This window comes from Spongiibacter pelagi (assembly GCF_014705705.1).
Lineage (GTDB): Bacteria > Pseudomonadota > Gammaproteobacteria > Pseudomonadales > Spongiibacteraceae > Spongiibacter > Spongiibacter pelagi.
On the sequence record NZ_JACXLD010000006.1, the window covers coordinates 40520 to 56798 of the forward strand.

The 16279-nt window shown below is 52.3% G+C and carries 14 protein-coding genes; 11 read left to right on the forward strand and 3 right to left on the reverse strand.

Annotation, left to right across the window (positions count from 1 at the left end):
• Positions 1-290: 290 nt before the first annotated feature.
• The 11 genes from IB286_RS11090 (at position 291) to IB286_RS11140 (ending at position 12928) form a co-directional block, all read left to right on the forward strand.
• Positions 291-1799 (forward strand): circularly permuted type 2 ATP-grasp protein, encoded by a 1509-nt coding sequence (locus IB286_RS11090; RefSeq protein WP_190765518.1) that lies wholly within the window; start codon positions 291-293, stop codon positions 1797-1799.
• Entirely contained in the window at positions 1799-2725 is a 927-nt protein-coding gene (locus tag IB286_RS11095; RefSeq protein ID WP_190765520.1) for an alpha-E domain-containing protein, read from the forward strand. The genes IB286_RS11090 and IB286_RS11095 overlap by 1 nt, the downstream gene beginning before the upstream one ends.
• Before the next feature lie 85 nt (positions 2726-2810).
• Positions 2811-5351, forward strand: coding sequence for a circularly permuted type 2 ATP-grasp protein (locus IB286_RS11100; RefSeq protein ID WP_190765522.1), 2541 nt, complete (start codon positions 2811-2813; stop codon positions 5349-5351).
• The gene (locus tag IB286_RS15730; protein WP_190765524.1) at positions 5348-6226 is read left to right on the forward strand and encodes a transglutaminase family protein; all 879 of its coding nucleotides are present in this window, start codon (positions 5348-5350) and stop codon (positions 6224-6226) included. The genes IB286_RS11100 and IB286_RS15730 overlap by 4 nt, the downstream gene beginning before the upstream one ends.
• Positions 6227-6320: 94 nt before the next feature.
• A complete protein-coding gene (locus IB286_RS11110; protein ID WP_190765526.1) occupies positions 6321-7187 on the forward strand; it encodes an SDR family NAD(P)-dependent oxidoreductase in 867 nt (288 codons plus the stop codon).
• Between the two features lie 87 nt (positions 7188-7274).
• Positions 7275-8108 (forward strand): alpha/beta fold hydrolase, encoded by an 834-nt coding sequence (locus tag IB286_RS11115; RefSeq protein WP_190765528.1) that lies wholly within the window; start codon positions 7275-7277, stop codon positions 8106-8108.
• Positions 8109-8115: 7 nt separating this feature from the next.
• Entirely contained in the window at positions 8116-8904 is a 789-nt protein-coding gene (locus IB286_RS11120; protein WP_190765530.1) for a fumarylacetoacetate hydrolase family protein, read from the forward strand.
• 11 nt (positions 8905-8915) lie between these two features.
• Positions 8916-9824 carry an acetaldehyde dehydrogenase (acetylating) gene (locus tag IB286_RS11125; RefSeq protein WP_190765532.1) on the forward strand — a complete coding sequence of 303 codons (909 nt, stop codon included), beginning with the start codon at positions 8916-8918 and terminating at the stop codon, positions 9822-9824.
• 10 nt (positions 9825-9834) lie between these two features.
• Entirely contained in the window at positions 9835-10863 is a 1029-nt protein-coding gene (dmpG, locus tag IB286_RS11130) for a 4-hydroxy-2-oxovalerate aldolase (protein ID WP_190765534.1), read from the forward strand.
• A 117-nt stretch (positions 10864-10980) separates the two neighbouring features.
• Positions 10981-12105 (forward strand): helix-turn-helix transcriptional regulator, encoded by a 1125-nt coding sequence (locus IB286_RS11135; RefSeq protein WP_190765536.1) that lies wholly within the window; start codon positions 10981-10983, stop codon positions 12103-12105.
• A gap of 67 nt (positions 12106-12172) precedes the next feature.
• On the forward strand, positions 12173-12928 hold the full coding sequence (locus tag IB286_RS11140; RefSeq protein WP_190765538.1) for an SDR family NAD(P)-dependent oxidoreductase: 756 nt from the start codon (positions 12173-12175) through the stop codon (positions 12926-12928).
• Positions 12929-12940: 12 nt separating this feature from the next.
• Here the strand turns inward: IB286_RS11140 and IB286_RS11145 are convergent, their stop codons facing one another.
• From IB286_RS11145 to IB286_RS11155, 3 genes are all read right to left on the reverse strand, one after another.
• Complete coding sequence (locus IB286_RS11145) at positions 12941-13234, reverse strand: HigA family addiction module antitoxin (RefSeq protein WP_190765540.1); 294 nt, start codon at positions 13232-13234, stop codon at positions 12941-12943.
• A complete protein-coding gene (locus tag IB286_RS11150; protein ID WP_190765542.1) occupies positions 13234-13512 on the reverse strand; it encodes a type II toxin-antitoxin system RelE/ParE family toxin in 279 nt (92 codons plus the stop codon). The genes IB286_RS11145 and IB286_RS11150 overlap by 1 nt, the downstream gene beginning before the upstream one ends.
• A 110-nt stretch (positions 13513-13622) precedes the next feature.
• Positions 13623-16229 (reverse strand): TonB-dependent receptor, encoded by a 2607-nt coding sequence (locus tag IB286_RS11155; RefSeq protein ID WP_190765544.1) that lies wholly within the window; start codon positions 16227-16229, stop codon positions 13623-13625.
• Positions 16230-16279: the final 50 nt, after the last annotated feature.

Below are 16279 nucleotides of genomic sequence, written 5' to 3' on the forward strand. Positions count from 1 at the left end.
AGTCATCTGCTAAAGAAATGAAGAAACATTGCACTATCTCGGGGAGCAGTGCCTAAGCTGGTAAATTGATGAGTTGAAAACAGGTGTTTGGTTCGGCGCTTTTAGGTAGGATCAAAACAGAGATTTCAGCCTCTTTGTCATCATCACGCCTTATTCGGGTGCGTACTATAGGAGTTTTTGTATTCTATTGGTGCGGCGCTGCTAGTGCGGGTAATTGCGTGAAATCGGTCTACAGTTTAGGCCGCCCTGAGAATGCTTACGCACGATTTTGTTGATAGAAAGAGTAGCCCATGAGCGTTAAGGAAAGCGGAAGTATTGATTGGTCTCAGTATTCGGCGGGGGCGTTCTATGATGAAATGATCACCCCTAAGGGCAATCCTCGGAAGGCCTGTAAAGCCATTGCCAAACACATCGCCAGCTTAAGTGGTGAAGAGTTGGAAGCCCGGCGTATCGCCGCTGAAAATACCGTAAGGGATATGGGCGTTAGCTTCACTGTTTACAGTGATGGTGAGAATATCGACCGGGTTTGGCCCTTTGATTTAATCCCCAGAGTGATTGATGCCGACGAATGGGAGCGCACCGCAACAGGGCTTAAGCAGCGCCTTCGTGCACTAAATTGTTTCATTGATGATGTTTATCACGAGCAAAAAATCATTAAAGATGGCTTGCTGCCCGAATACCTGATTAAAGAATCCAAAAATTTTCGGCCCGAATGTGTTGGGGTAAATCCTCCACAAGGCGTGTGGGCGCATATCTGCGGTTGCGATTTGGTGCGCGACAGTGACGGTAAGTTCTACGTGCTGGAAGACAATTTGCGGGTGCCTTCCGGCGTGGCGTATATGCTAGAAAACCGCGAAGTCAGCAAGCGGGTTTTGCCGGAATTTTTTGAAACGAACAATATCCTTCCCGTTGATACATACCCTAGAAAATTACTGGAAACCTTGATCTCGGTTTCGCCGCGAGAAACCCGCCAGCCGGTTATTGTGCTGCTAACGCCGGGGATTTATAACTCGGCCTATTTTGAGCACGCCTTCCTTGCCCAGCAATTGGGTATTGAGTTGGTGGAAGGCTCCGACTTGTTTGTGGATACCGACGACTGCGTTTACATGAAAACCATCGGCGGTCTGGAGCGGGTGGATGTGATTTATCGTCGCATCGATGATTTATTCCTCGACCCCGAAGTGTTTATCGAAGATTCGGTATTGGGTGCCAAGGGGCTGATGCGCGCTTGGCAAGCAGGCAATGTTGCGCTGGTGAACGCGCCCGGTGCCGGGGTGGCAGATGACAAGGTGATCTACGCCTATGTGCCGCAAATGGTGGAATACTATCTGGGCGAGAAGGCGATTCTGCCCAATGTAAAAACCTATCTCTGTGAGGACCCCAAGCAGCGCGAATATGTGCTTGAGCATATTGCCGAGCTAGTGGTGAAGCCGGCTAATGAGTCCGGCGGCTACGGCATGCTGGTTGGCCCTCATGCCAGCAAGAAAGATCATGAAGCATTCCGCAAATTAGTGCAGGAAAACCCCCGCAATTACATCGCCCAGCCCACGCTGGCCTTGTCGACTACGCCGGTCATCACTGGCCCCGGCAGTGCGGAGCCGCGCCATTTGGATTTGCGCCCCTTTGTACTGCAAGGCAGCAAATTGGATGTAACTACCGGTGGCCTCACTAGGGTGGCCTTGAAGAAAGGCTCTTTGGTGGTCAACTCCTCTCAGGGAGGGGGGAGTAAAGACACTTGGATTGTCGGAGCGCCAAAAAAAGTGACCGCTAAAACCACCGGCAAGGGAGGAGCGAAATAATGCTGTCTCGTGTTGCTGAACGGATCTATTGGTTTGCCCGCTATCTTGAGCGGGTAGAGAGTATGGCGCGACTGATTCAGGTGTATACCAAGATGTTGTCTGATCTGCCCCGCGATAGCGGTATCAGTTGGCACAATCTGGTTATTGCCAGCGGCAGCCGTGCCGAGTTTGAGCGCCGCTTTACCGTGCAGGATGAAAAGCGGGTTGTGCGGTTTTTGCTGGAAGATTTATCTAATCCCGGTTCGATGATGTCTTCACTGCGCATGGTGAAGGAAAATATCCGTACCACTCGCGATGTGTTGCCGCCCGAAACTTGGGAGATGGTTAACGAATTTCGTTACTTCGTCTCGGAAAATGTCCACTTGGGGATTAATCGCCGTAACCGCCACGCCTTTCTCGATGAGGTGATTGGCAAGTGTCAGCAGATCAACGGACTGATGGCCGACACCATGCGCCGCGACACCGCCTATCACTTTCTGCGTTTGGGTCGGTATCTTGAACGCGCCGATATGACGCTGCGCACCTTGGAAGCCGGTGCCTGGATGCTGGGTGATTTTATTGAGGACGATTCACTCCATGCCGGTGATGTGGTTTGGAGCAGCGTGCTGCGTACCCTCGATGCCATGATGCCTTTCCGCCGTACTATGCGAGTTGCCTTGAATGGGGAAGATGCTGCTCAGTTTCTATTGGAAGACACGCTGTTTCCCCGTTCGGTGATGTGCTGTTTAAATCAGATGATGGAATCCGGGCAGAAAATTCCAGGCTCACCCGAGGGCTGTCCGGGGCTGGATTCCGTTTTGGCCAAAATCGAGAAGGGCGTGGATTACAGCGATCCCGCAGCATTGCTCAAGCATTTTGATGTTCTGCAGCGGGATTTGGGTCACATGCATGGATGTATTGCGGAGACCTGGTTTCATGCCCATTAATCTTCATGGGGGAGAGGTTTACCTGCCGGGCAGTATTGCGGTAGGCTCCGTCTCCCGATAAGACTCCGGCTGGCCCGGTTACTCCATGCAGAAACAATCTCAAATTATTCAGCCAGCCAATCTGGCTTACAGCCCGCGCCACGATCAATACGATGAAGTGGTCGGCGAGGGCGGCCAGATTCGCAGCCACTGGCAATATTCCATGCAAGTGTTGGAAGGCATGGGGTTGGAGGCTTTGCTGGAGCGGCAGCACAACGCTGAACGGATTCTGCGTGATGATGGGGCCAGCTATAGCCCCGGCGACCAGCTTAATATTAGCCACACTTGGCACTTGGATTTATTGCCGCTCATTTTGTCTAGCAATGAGTGGGAAGGGGTGGAAAATGCCCTGCGCGAACGCGCCGAGTTGCTCAACCTGATTCTTAGCGATCTCTACGGTCCCCGTACACTGATTTACAACAAAGTGATTCCGCCGGGTGTGGTGTTTGGTCACAGCGGCTTTTTGCGTGCCTGTGATGGCGTCAAATTACCGGGCGAGCATCAACTAATTTTTCACGCGGCTGATCTGGTGCGTGATGAAGGCGGCAACTGGTTGGTGATTGGCGACCGCACCCAATCCCCTTCTGGTACGGGTTACGCGCTGGAAAACCGCACGGTGCTGCGCAAGGTAATGCCCAGCCTTTTCCGGGATGCCCATGTTCACCGCCTGTCCAACTTCTTTCTGAAATGGCGTAAAAAGCTGGTTGAACTGGTGCCCGGCAAAGATGCACCGCTGATTGTGTATCTGACCTCTGGAGCCTTCCAGGAAAGCTCTTTTGAAGATGCGTATCTCGCCAATTATCTCGGCTATCCGCTGGTGCAAAGTCGTGACCTTACCGTGCGTAAAGGCGCGGTCTGGCTGAAGGCGTTGGATGGTTTGCGCCGTGTAGATGTGATTCTGCGGCAGATTGATGATCTGCAAGCTGACCCGGTGATTTCTCGTCAGGCCTCGGGCTTGGGTGTGCCGGGGCTGGCCGAAGTGGTGCGCAGTGGCGGCGTAAAAGTGGCCAATCCGCTGGGCAGTGGCGTGCTGGAAAATCCGGCTCTGGCCAGATATATGCCGCAAATTGCCAAGCACTTTTTAGGTCGCGAACTGCGTCTGAACTCGGTGCCCACTTGGTGGTGCGGCGAGCCGGAAGACCTAGCTTATGTGCGCGCTAATTTTGATAATTTATTGATTCGTCATACCTGTCGGGCCGAGGGCGGGCACAGCCTGTTTGTCAGTGAGCTCGATAGCAAGCAGCGTGAACAGCTCCTCGCCAAAGTGCTGGCCCAGCCAATGAATTATGTGGCGCAAAGTGCCATTAAACCTTCGCAAACGCCGGTTTTACAAAGCCGTGGATTAGTTAGTCGGCCATTGGTGATGCGTGGGTTTACCGTAGCGTCGGGTAGCTCTTACAGCGTGATGCCCGGCGGTTTGACCCGTGTCGGCGCCCAACAAGATACCCAGCATATTGTCAGCCAATTGAGTGGCGGCAGTAAGGATACCTGGATTCTGGATTCTGAGCCGGAAGCTCAGGTCAGTGTGTTGCACAGCGCCCTGAGCCCGCCAACGGCGGAGCGCAGCTTTAGCATGCCCAGCCGGGTAGTAGAAAACCTGTTTTGGTTTGGTCGCTATGCCGAGCGGGCTGAGTCGAGTTTGCGTTTGGTGCGCACGGTTTTTGAAGAATTAAACAGCATTGAGCCGTTGCCGGAAGAAATGCAGCATCGCCTGTTGCAGGCGCTTTCTCATGTCACTGGAACGTTGCCGGGATTTACCGATCCCGAGGTGGATTTGCGCAAGCCAGAAAAAGAGCTGCTGGATCTGGTAAGCAACCGCGCTCGCCTTGGCAGTATCGCCCATTCGCTGGAATCAATTCTGCATTCGTCGGGTGGCGTTAAAGAACTGTTCTCCATCGATATGTTGCGCCTGACCAACGATATTCGCGACGGTATGAACCACCTAATGAATAACTTCTCGCGCAAGATGTATTCTGCGCCGGAAGAAATGTTCGATCCGCTAATTACCACCTTGCTAGCGCTGTCGGGTTTAAGCCAAGAGAGTATGGTGCGCGGCCGCGCTTGGCGCTTTATGGAATTGGGGCGGCGTATCGAACGGGCTATGCAAACCCTTGAACTGCTGCGTCAAACCTTGGTGTTCCACTGTCATGCTAGTAGTACGGTATCGCTGGTTAAGCCCGTGTTGGCGAGCTTAGAGTCACGTATTGTTTACAAACGCTATTATCGCAGTGGTTATTACCTCGACAAGGCTTTGGAACTACTGCTGTACGATCGTGAAAACCCGCGCTCTATTCGTTTCCAATTGGATGCGTTACAGCAGCACCTTGAAGAGGTGGGGAGCGGCTCTAAGGCTGTGCGTATTCCCGATGAGCTGCGCTTTATTCTGCAAACCAGTAATCACTTGTTGCTGAGTAATATGTCGGAGCTGTGTCGTTTAGATCAGGACACTGGGCAATACCCGAATCTCAAGCAATTGTTTGATGATCTGGAAAGCAATCTTCTCGCTTGTGCTCAGGCCATTTCCGATCGCTTTTTTGATCACGCCTCGGGCCCGCAGTCTATCGATATGGGAGAGCGCATGCTGTGAAATATCACGTACGCCATACCACACGTTACGACTACAGCGACCAAGTTAGCCAAGGCTACAGTGTGGCCTATTTACTGCCGCGCGATTGCCGTGGCCAACGCGTATTGCGTAGCAATATCACTATTTCTCCCTCGGCTGCCAGTCGCAGTCAGCGGGAAGATTACTTCGGTAATGTGGTGGTGTATTTCAATGTGGAAAAGCCTCACAACAGCCTGGAAGTGACGGTCGATAGCGAAATTGAAATCGCCCCAACAGAAAAACCCTTGCTCGCTAGCGGGATTACCTGTGGTGAAGTGCGGCAGGCGCTGCAGCTTTGCACAACCGCCGAGGAAGTGCGGGCAGTTGAGTTTCTCTACGACTCACCGATGATTAAATCCGCCAAGGAATTGCGCGAGTTTGGGCATGACCTGTTTGCCGATGACCGTCCCTTTATGGAAGCGGTGCACGAGTTAAACAGCCGGATATTTTCCGAGTTTAAATACGATCCAACCTTCTCTTCGGTGGCCACGCCGCTGAGCGAAGTGTTGGAGAAAAAACGCGGTGTTTGTCAGGACTTTGCTCAACTCGCTATTGGTGTATTGCGCAGCCAAGGTTTGGCGGCGCGCTATGTCAGCGGCTATCTGGAAACTCTACCGCCTCCGGGACAGGAAAAACTGCAAGGGGCGGATGCCTCTCACGCATGGTTTTCGGTCTATGTGCCGGGCGACGGCTGGAATGACTTCGACCCCACCAACGATATGGTGCCAGCAGATCAGCACATTACCACCGCGTGGGGGCGTGATTACTCCGATGTGACACCGCTTAAAGGTGTGGTGTTCGGTGGTGGTAGCGATCAAGTGCTCAGCGTTGCCGTGGATGTTGAGCGCAATCCCTAAGCCTTTCCATCTTCTATTGAATCTTAGGTCACACTCCGAATAGGGGATGTGGCCTTTGCACATCTGTCGTTATTCTCCGGGTTCGGAGGTGCGTATGACAATTTCCCAAAATCCCATCGTCCTAGTTACCGGCGCCAGTCGTGGTGCGGGTAAGGGCATTGCCTTGGCCTTAGCAGAGCAGCTTGGCGCTACGGTGTATATCACCGGTCGAAGTCAACGCTCTGGTGATTCGCCACTGCCCGGCACTATTTTTGAAACGGCAGAATTGGTTGATAAGCGCGACGGCAAAGGTATTCCGGTAGCCTGCGATCACCGCGACGATGCTCAGGTAAAAGCGCTGTTTGCCCAGATCGAGCGCGATCATGGTCACTTGGATATTCTGGTGAATAACGCCTTGTGTGTGCCTGAGGGTTTAACGCAAGAGGGGCCATTTTGGGAAAAGCCGCTTGGCTTGCAGGAGCTGTTTAATGTCGGCCTGCGCTCCAGTTATGTCGCCAGTTATTACGCCGCGCCACTGTTGTTGAAAGCGGGTTCAGGCTTGATTGTGAATACCTCTTCTGCCGGTGGTCGCTGTTATATGCACGGCCCGGCCTACGGAGCGGGTAAGGCGGCGGTGGATAAAATGGCCCACGATATGGCGGTGGATTTTAAGGATCATAATATTGCTGTTATTCCGCTGTGGATGGGCTTGCTCAGTACTGAGCGCAGCTTGCAAGTGTTTGCTGCTCAGCCTGAGCTGTATGCCGAGGCGGCGGCAATGGCTGAATCGCCTGAGTTTCCGGGGCGGGTGATTGCAGCACTGGCCAAAGATCCGGAATTAATGGGGCGTAGTGGCAAGGTGGCCTACACCGCTGAATTAGCTGAGGAATATGGCATTAGCGATATTGGTGGTGAGCAGCGCTATTCTCCCAGGGGTATGTTGGGCGATCCCACCGAGTTCAATCCAGCCATTATTGCGTGACCCAGTGTTTTTAGTCATCCAGATGAACGATTAGGTCGGCTCCGTTCTATCGCTAGAATTAACATAATAAAAACACTGGGAACCAGCATGACGGTATTAGTAGAGGGCTTGCCAGAGGGGCAGTATGCCCAGCTTGAAAATGGCTATCGCATTCATTATTTGGATCAGGGCAGCGGCCCTGCGGTGGTATTTCTTCACGGCAGCGGCAGTGGCGCCAGTGGTCACAGCAATTTCAAATATAACTATTCCTGGTTGGCTGAGCAGGGATATCGGGTCATTGTGCCCGACCTGATTGGCTACGGTTATTCCGACAAGCCAGATGATGTTGAATACCCCATCGAGTTCTTTGTTGAGTGTGTGCATCAAACACTGCAAGCCATTGGTCTTGAGCGCTACACCCTGGTGGGTAACTCTCTCGGCGGCGCTATTACGCTGCGCTATTGCTTGGATTATCCCAATGCAGTGGAAAAAATGGTGTTGATGGCACCGGGCGGTATTGAAGAGCAAGCCGACTATTTTCATATGCCTGGTATGCAGGTGATGAAAGAGGTATTTACCTCTGGCCCGATGGAACCGGCCAAACTGGAAACCTTTATTCGTCGCGGCTTGGTCTACAACGACAGTGTGGTCGATGCGCAATTGATCGCCGAGCGTTGGGGTATTTTTCAGCAGCAAAACGCCCAAGTGATCAACACCATGAAGGTGCCGAATATCGCCCATCGCCTGCCGGAAATTCAGTGTCCGGTGCTGAGCTTTTGGGGCATGAATGAGCAAATGATGCCGGAAACCGGAATTATGACCCTAGCCAAAGGCCTTCCTCACAACCGCATGGTGCTGGTTTCCGAGTGTGGCCATTGGGTGATGGTAGAGCACCGCGAGATGTTTAATCGCACGACGCTCGACTTTCTTAAGCATGGATAAGTGTTAAGTGGATAAGCAAAAAATAGAACAACTAGGTGACGAGCTTTACCGCGCTTTGCGCAGTGGCGAGACCATTGTGCCGTTTACCGAGCGCGAGCCGGATATCACCATTGAAGATGCCTATTACATCTCTCTGCAAATGCTGAAGCGTCGTCAGGAAAACGATGGCGAGAACATTGTCGGCAAAAAAATCGGCGTCACCAGCAAAGTCGTGCAGGACATGCTCGGCGTTCATCAGCCGGATTTTGGTTTTCTTACCGATGCTATGGTTTACGCCAACGGTGCTGAAGTGCCGGTTGCCGGTAATTTGATTCAGCCCCGCGCCGAGGCGGAAATTGGCTTTCGTTTAAAGGCCGATTTGCAAGGGCCCGGCGTAACCGAGGCGGATGTGCTGGCGGCTACCGAATGCATTATGCCGTGTTTTGAGATTGTCGATTCACGCATAGATAACTGGAAAATAAAGATTCAAGACACCGTGGCGGATAACGCATCCTGCGGGGTGTACGTGCTGGGTGAGGCGGAAGTTGATCCTCGCGATTTCGACCTCCCTAATCTCGCGGTGACCGTTTGGAAAAATGGTGAACTATTGAGCGAGGGTAAGGGTAGTGCGGTGCAGGGTAATCCGCTTACGGCAGTCGCTTGGTTGGCAAATACCTTGGGTGCTTTTGGCATACCCTTCAAAGCGGGGGAGGTGATTCTCTCTGGTTCTGTGGTGCCTTTGGAGCCGGTGGTGGCGGGGGATTCCATGAAAATGGAATTGCACGGTATCGGCACGGCTGAAGTCCATTTTGTATAAGAGTTAAAACTATGAGTCAAAAAATCAAGGCGGCGATTATCGGCCCCGGCAATATTGGCACCGACCTATTGATGAAGGCCCAGCGCTCGGCGCTGATCGAACCGGTGTGGATGGTCGGTGTTGATCCCGATTCTCCGGGGCTGGCCCGTGCGGCTGAGATGGGTTTGAAAACTACGTCTGAAGGTGTGGACGGTATGCTGGCAACCATGCGCGAAGACGGTGTGCAAATTTGCTTTGATGCCACCTCGGCCTATGTGCATGCGGAGAATTCGCGCAAGGTGAATGAGCAGGGCGCGCTGATGATTGACCTCACCCCTGCGGCAATTGGCCCCTACTGTATTCCGCCGGTCAATCTCAAACAGGCGCTGGATGCCAAAAGTATGAATGTGAATATGGTGACCTGCGGTGGGCAGGCAACCATTCCTATGGTGGCGGCGGTATCGCGAGTTCAGCCGGTTAGCTATGGCGAAATTGTGGCCACGGTAAGTTCCAAATCGGTAGGCCCCGGCACCCGTAAAAATATTGATGAATTCACCCGTACTACAGCCGGTGCGGTAGAGCGCGTTGGCGGTGCCAAACAGGGTAAAGCGATTATTGTAATCAACCCGGCAGAGCCGCCACTGATTATGCGCGACACCATTCACTGCCTAACGGAGTCTGAGCCCGACCAAGCGGCGATTACAGAATCCGTACATGCCATGGTGGCCGAGGTGCAAAAATACGTGCCGGGTTATCGCCTTAAAAATGGGCCGGTTTTTGATGGCAACCGGGTTTCCATGTTTATGGAAGTGGAAGGGTTGGGGGATTTTCTGCCGAAATACGCGGGTAATCTCGACATTATGACTGCTGCGGGTTTGCGCACCGCAGAAATGTTCGCCGAAGAAATTCTGGCGGGACGCTTTAATCCTTCCGCCGCCTGAGGTTAGACAAATGAATATTGCTGGAAAAAAAGTCACTCTACACGATATGTGCCTGCGCGACGGCATGCACGCCAAACGCCACCTGATCAGCCTTGATGAAATGGTGGCCATTGCCAAGGGCTTGGATGAAGCGGGAATGCCGTTGATTGAAGTTACCCACGGTGATGGCCTTGGCGGTGCCTCGGTGAACTACGGTTTCCCCGCGCATACTGACGAAGAATATTTGGAAGCGGTGGTGGGCGCGGTAAAAAATGCGCGCATTTCTGCATTGCTATTGCCCGGTATTGGCACTGTTGATCATCTGAAAATGGCGGCGGAACTCGGGGTAAAAACTATCCGTGTCGCTACCCACTGTACTGAGGCGGATGTGTCTGAGCAGCATATCGGCATGGCCCGTAAAATGGGTCTGGATACTGTGGGCTTTTTGATGATGACCCATATGATTGAGCCCGCCCAGATTGTTGAGCAGGCCAAACTGATGGAGTCTTACGGCGCTAACTGTATTTACTGTACCGACTCTGCCGGTTATCTGCTGCCTGATCAGGTTAAAGACCGCATTGCCATGTTGCGGCAGGAATTAAATCCAGAAACTGAACTCGGTTTTCACGCTCACCACAATCTCAGCCTTGGCGTAATGAACTCGCTGGTGGCAATTGAGGCGGGAGCGAACCGTATTGATGGTTCGGCGGCGGGCTTGGGTGCCGGTGCGGGTAATACGCCACTGGAAGTTCTGGTTGCGGTTATGGATCGCATGGACGTTGATCACGGCATCGACCTCTACAAAATTATGGATGTGGCGGAAGATCTGGTCACGCCGATTATGGATCAGCCAATTCGTATTGATCGCGATGCGCTAACACTGGGTTACGCCGGTGTTTATTCTTCTTTCCTGTTATTCGCCAAGCGCGCTCAGCAGAAATATGGCGTGCCCTCGCGAGATATTTTGGTGGAACTGGGCCGCCGTCGCACCGTGGGTGGTCAGGAAGATATGATCGAAGACTTGGCGCTGGATATGGCCAAAGAGCGGGGCTTGATCTGAAATAACAATAAATTAAGGCGTTTCTGACAGTTTCAGCCGGTTAAAGCCCCTGCCCAAAGCGGGGGGGCTTCGCTATACTGCGTCTCAAATAATGAGACCCGGTGTGGCTACTTACCTATGTTGATTGATTCTGCGTTCGAGCGTCTGCTCACCTGTATTTACCAAGGCCCGCTAGAAGATGAGCCTTGGCAAGGTTTTCTGGCGGAGCTTTACGAGCAGATGCATGCTGTGACCGTCACGCTGGTGCTCAATCCGCCATCGGAAAAAGGCCGAGGTGTTTTGCGTGTGGTCGGTGGTCGCAAAGTCGACAGTATGGATCACTATCAGGAACGCCTGTTTGCCATGGACCCGTTTCGCTCACTGCGTCCTGGTGAAGTGCGTAGCTTGCTGGAAATGATTCCGCCGGATGAGTGGATTAATTCTGAACTCTACAATCTGTGCATGAAGCCGGTGGGACTGCACGATTCCATGGGGCTGGATATTGTCGTTCCCGGTGAAATGAATGCCGGTTTGCGGGTGAGTCGCGGGCCGGATTCCAAACCCTTCGACGAGCAAGACAAAGATTTACTGCGGGCCTTAATGCCTCACTTGGAGCGGGCGCTGCGTATTCACGTTCGGTTCAATAAAACCGAATCTGAGCGTGATCTTTACGCCGGTGCGGTGGAAAGCCTGTCGCTGGCCACCATTATTCTGGATGAAAACGGCAAGGTACTTAACTGCAACCGTATGGCGGAGCAGTTGATTATTCGCGAACCGGAAGTGCGTATTGAAGACGGTCAGCTCATCCTTGGTGATTTAGCGACCACTAAAAAACTGCAAAGCATGGTGGATAATCTGCTGGCCTCTCGAGGTAGCGAAGAACCGGCGGTGGTGGAAGCGCTGCGTGTCAGTCGCGAAGGAGATTTTGCTGATCTCGGCGTTATTGCTCGCCCGGTTCCCGCCAGTGAATGGTCTGAGGGAACGGCGGTGCCGACGGTTGCCGTGTTTATCAGCGATCCGGAATACGGTGCTGAAGCGCCAGTAAAAATTATTATTCAGCTGTTTGGATTTACCCCGACCGAAGCCCAGCTTTCCCTGTTGCTGGCAGATGGTCTTAGTTTGGATGAAGCCTCAGAAGCCTTGGGCATGAGTCGCAATACCGCGCGTACTCACCTACGCTCGATCTTCTCCAAAACCGGTGTAAGTCGCCAAACCCTGTTGGTTCGTCTGATTTTGAAAAGCGTGGCCCAACTGGCGGAATAAGCGCAAAAAATAATTAAAACTGACACAGTTATAAACTCGATCAATCACTGGATAGGGGTACTGTGAGATGGCCAAACTAAAAGACAAAGTCGCGCTAGTGACCGGGGGTGGTCAAGGTGTGGGGCAGGGCATTGCCCTTGCACTCGCTGATGATGGCGCCACGGTAGCCGTGCTGGGCCGAACCATGGTAACGTTAGAAGCGACCTGTGCCGAGATTCATCGCCGGGGCGGAGAAGCCGCTCCTTTTGTCTGCGATGTGACCGATCCCGAAGATATCGACGATGCGATTCAAGAAGTCATTGATGAATTTGGCGGCATCGATATTTTGGTCAACAACGCCCAAATTGTTCCGCTGGGTAATATCCTCGAAGTCAGTGAAGACGACTTTATCCTCGGCCTCGACTCCGGCCCCTTAGCCTGTTTTCGCTTTATGCGCGCCTGCTATCCCTACCTGCGCGATGACGGCTGCGTAATCAATCTAGCATCCTCTGCGGCCATGCGTAACGACAGCTCCGGTTACGGCGCCTATGCCGCGGTCAAAGAAGCCATTCGCGCCCTGAGCCGTGCAGCCGCCTGCGAGTGGGGGCGAGACAATATCCGCGTCAATTGCATACTGCCATTGGCAAACTCGCCGGGTATGGAATATTGGATGGGTATGGGCGGCCCGGATGTAGAAGAATTTATCGGCTCGATTCCGCTGGGCAGAGTGGGCGACTGCGAAAGTGATATTGGCAAAGTGGTGAGCTTTTTGTGCAGCCCGGAAGCGTCTTACATCACCGGGCATTCACTGCCCATTGATGGTGGGCAGGCACTGTTGCGGTAGTGATTGTGGCCGTTAGGCGGCATTCAAATCTAGTTTATGAAGCTTGCCGAGTTTTAAGGTTTTTTTGGCTTGCCAAAGGTCGTAATTGTTTTGCATGGCAAGCCAACTTTCGGGGGTGCGCCCCAATACACTGGAAAGGCGCAAAGCCATTTCGGGACTTACCCCACTTTGCATTTTAAGTACGCGATTCAAGGTTGACGCCGCCACATCCAAATGTCTGGCAAGCTGCCGGCAGCTCAGGCCATAGGGTTCCATGTATGTTGCATGGATAAACTCGCCTGGATGCGGCGGGTTGTGCATTTTCATCAGTGATAATCCTCATAGTTGACGATGTAAGCATTGCCATTTTCAAACTCAAATGTAATGCGCCAATTTCCGTTTACGGTAATTGACCAGATCGCCTTCCGTTGGCCTTTGAGCTGATGAAGTCTGTAACCAGGAATATCAATATCTTCAATAACGTGCGCGGTATCTAAGGTAGTCAATTGCATTCGAAGTTTATTTGAGTGCTTGGATTGAATACCCTTTTGGGAGCCAGTCTCAAAGAAGATTTGAAGGCCTTTATGCTTGAAAGACTTGATCATCGCCCAATTGTGGCGTGTTGCGCAACGCTGTCAAATTGGGCGAGTCGTAATTGACGGGGATTTTGCTTAACAATCTAAGCAGTATTTTCTGATTTTGTAGGCGATCCGGTCTAAAACTCCTGCCGTAGTTCAATACCAAATGTACGCGGATCACCAAGTACCTGAGAATAGGTGCCCAGCGAGTCACTGGTCGCTACTGCGCCAATATCGTAGCGCTCGTCAGTCAGGTTTTTGATATAGCCGGCGATATTCAAACCGCTATCTGGATTCACCCAAGTTAGGCGCGCATCGACCAGTGTGTAAGCTGGCGCATAAATGACATCCGGATTGGTTTGAGCCACTTCCCATGAGACTGGATCTAGGCCCATATAGGCTTTGTCTTTGTAGCTCACATCGATGCGAGGAATAAATACGCCCAGCGGGGTAAGTGCGGTGTATTGCACGCCAAATGCGGCAGTTTGCTTGGGCGAGACGGCAAAATCTTCTTGGGAGCGATCAACCGGAACAAACTGGGCTTTGGCGGCCAGTGAGTAGAGGTCGTTGTCCATGAACTCTTCGTATTTGTAGTTGTTGTTGCTATAGCTGAAGTTCACCATCCAGTTTTCACTTGGGAGCCAGGTCATTTCCACTTCGCCGCCTTCAATGATGGATTCACCGGCATTTTGAGAGGTGATAATTAGGCCGTTTGCGGAATCGACATTCACGGTAATGAGCTGCATGTTCTTGAATGTCATGGAGTACAGGGCAAGGTTGATGCGCAGGGTGCGATCCAGTGCATCGAGTTTGATACCCAGCTCTTGGTTCTCTAATTCTTCAGGTTGAATTTCAACCAAGCCATCTACGCCAGCGGGTTCATGAAAGCCGGATTTAAAACCGTTACTCCATGTGGCGTAAATCATTGTGGAGTCAAACAGGCTGTCGTTAAACCATTCTTCTGGCATCACCCATGCGGCGGACACCATCGGGGTAAATTGGCGGAACACGCTATCTTTATCGTCGTAGCTGGCTTCGCCCAGTGGCGCGCCAATAATATCTGGATAGGCGCTGGTGAGAATATCATTGGCTAGGGCAATTGGGTCGTCTGCCCAAGGCCCTAAATAGGCCATCACGCCCATGTCTTCATAGGCGGGGACAAAACGTGGGTCGGCGCTGCTAATGGTTGAGAGAACCGCGCCGAGATCGGCATTACGAGAGATGAGGTCAGAGGTTCGGTATTCTTCGGTGTAGCGTCCACCCACGGTCATTTCAATATTTTCTGTGATATGCCATGTGGCTTGAGAAAAGAGGGCGTAGGTTTGTCCGGAAATATCGAAGTCTTGCACTAGGCTCAAAGGCGCTGCAGAGAGAATTAACGGCACGGTGCCGCCGGGTACACTGCCGAGGCTGCCAATTAAGGATTCTAGTGCGCCGAGATCAACGCCACTTTGTCCCGCCAGTAATACCCCTAGTGTGGCAAGTTCTGCGCCGGTTAGTGGGCTGCTTGTTAGGAAACGCTCGGATTTGTATTCATCCTGAAAGAAAAATCCGGCGGTGTAATCCACCGCACCTTCGCCAAAGCTGCCGTTAAGCTGCATTTCAAAGGTGTAGGAATCTTGGGCGTTATCGCCAAGGGTTAGGCCGCGCAAGAAGGGTTGTGGGCCGCCTTCATCCGCTGCGCTTTGTGGGCCAATTTTAACGGCATCGCGCACACCAAAAATAAATTTGGCGCTGGTGATGTCGTTAATTTCCCAATCAAATGTCGCGCCTAACATAATTGTGTCAGAGGCTTTGTTTTGTTGCTGGCTTGGACCTTGATTTGTGACTAGATCGGGGAGCGCATCGCGATTATTGGCTTCACAGTTTTCGCGGTAGGCACTGGGGTTACTGGGGTCAGTGTCACCGGGCCAGAGCAGGCCAAGACCATTTACAAATAGTGCGTCTTCGCTGGTGATTTTACAGTGATAAGACGGATAACGTTCACGCACCCGGCCAAAGAAACCAAAGCTGTCCATGCTCCAATCATCATTGATTAACCAGCGGGTTTGTAAGGTCAGTGATTGTCGGTCCCGCGATTGGTTGCGGGGCGTTGAGAGATCATCCAAAAAACCGTCTCGGCGCTGGTAGTTCACTGCCAGTCGAGTTGAAAAACTCTCATTCACCGGAAGATCAATACCCGCGCGCAGGCGTTGATCAGCATAATTACCCAGTGCGCCTTCAATATAGCCGCTGACTTCATCGCCGGGTTTTTGCAGGGTGAACACCAGTGCGCCACCGGTATTGTTTTTACCAAATAGCGTACCTTGGGGGCCGCGCAATACCTGCACACTGGCGATGTCGATAGTGTCGAGTAATTGCCCATCTGCGCGGGGAATAAAAATACCGTCAAGATAGACACTAACAGAGGGGTCGAAGCGTGCCATGGGTGCGCGCTGGCCGATGCCGCGGATGTAAATCTGCGCCGAGGTACTGTCGTTAATTTGTAGACTGGGAACGGTTTTGCTCAAATCGGCGGTAGTGGTAATGCCGAGTTCACGTAGGGCGTCGCCGCTGAGCGCGGTGATGGCAACCGGGGTTTCCTGAATGTTTTCTTCCCGCTTACGAGCAGTAACCACGACCTCTTCTATTTGCCCGCCCTTGGGCTTGGTTTTTATTGCAACAGGTTCTACGGTTTGTGCGTGTAGGGTACTGCTCAACAGGCCCGCGAGCAGCGGGGTTACCACCAAGGAGAAGCGCTTCATATTTTTCCCAAATTATTTTTATTTTAGAGATTCAGGCTAAATATTAATCA

What these genes read in the sequence shown, in the direction of transcription:
- IB286_RS11090 (WP_190765518.1), top strand. Translation starts at nt 291, where the DNA reads ATGAGCGTTAAGGAAAGCGGAAGTATTGATTGGTCTCAGTATTCGGCG.
- IB286_RS11095 (WP_190765520.1), top strand. Translation starts at nt 1,799, where the DNA reads ATGCTGTCTCGTGTTGCTGAACGGATCTATTGGTTTGCCCGCTATCTT.
- IB286_RS11100 (WP_190765522.1), top strand. Translation starts at nt 2,811, where the DNA reads ATGCAGAAACAATCTCAAATTATTCAGCCAGCCAATCTGGCTTACAGC.
- IB286_RS11110 (WP_190765526.1), top strand. Translation starts at nt 6,321, where the DNA reads ATGACAATTTCCCAAAATCCCATCGTCCTAGTTACCGGCGCCAGTCGT.
- IB286_RS11115 (WP_190765528.1), top strand. Translation starts at nt 7,275, where the DNA reads ATGACGGTATTAGTAGAGGGCTTGCCAGAGGGGCAGTATGCCCAGCTT.
- IB286_RS11125 (WP_190765532.1), top strand. Translation starts at nt 8,916, where the DNA reads ATGAGTCAAAAAATCAAGGCGGCGATTATCGGCCCCGGCAATATTGGC.
- dmpG (WP_190765534.1), top strand. Translation starts at nt 9,835, where the DNA reads ATGAATATTGCTGGAAAAAAAGTCACTCTACACGATATGTGCCTGCGC.
- IB286_RS11135 (WP_190765536.1), top strand. Translation starts at nt 10,981, where the DNA reads ATGTTGATTGATTCTGCGTTCGAGCGTCTGCTCACCTGTATTTACCAA.
- IB286_RS11140 (WP_190765538.1), top strand. Translation starts at nt 12,173, where the DNA reads ATGGCCAAACTAAAAGACAAAGTCGCGCTAGTGACCGGGGGTGGTCAA.
- IB286_RS11145 (WP_190765540.1), bottom strand. Translation starts at nt 13,234, where the DNA reads ATGAAAATGCACAACCCGCCGCATCCAGGCGAGTTTATCCATGCAACA.
- IB286_RS11150 (WP_190765542.1), bottom strand. Translation starts at nt 13,512, where the DNA reads ATGATCAAGTCTTTCAAGCATAAAGGCCTTCAAATCTTCTTTGAGACT.
- IB286_RS11155 (WP_190765544.1), bottom strand. Translation starts at nt 16,229, where the DNA reads ATGAAGCGCTTCTCCTTGGTGGTAACCCCGCTGCTCGCGGGCCTGTTG.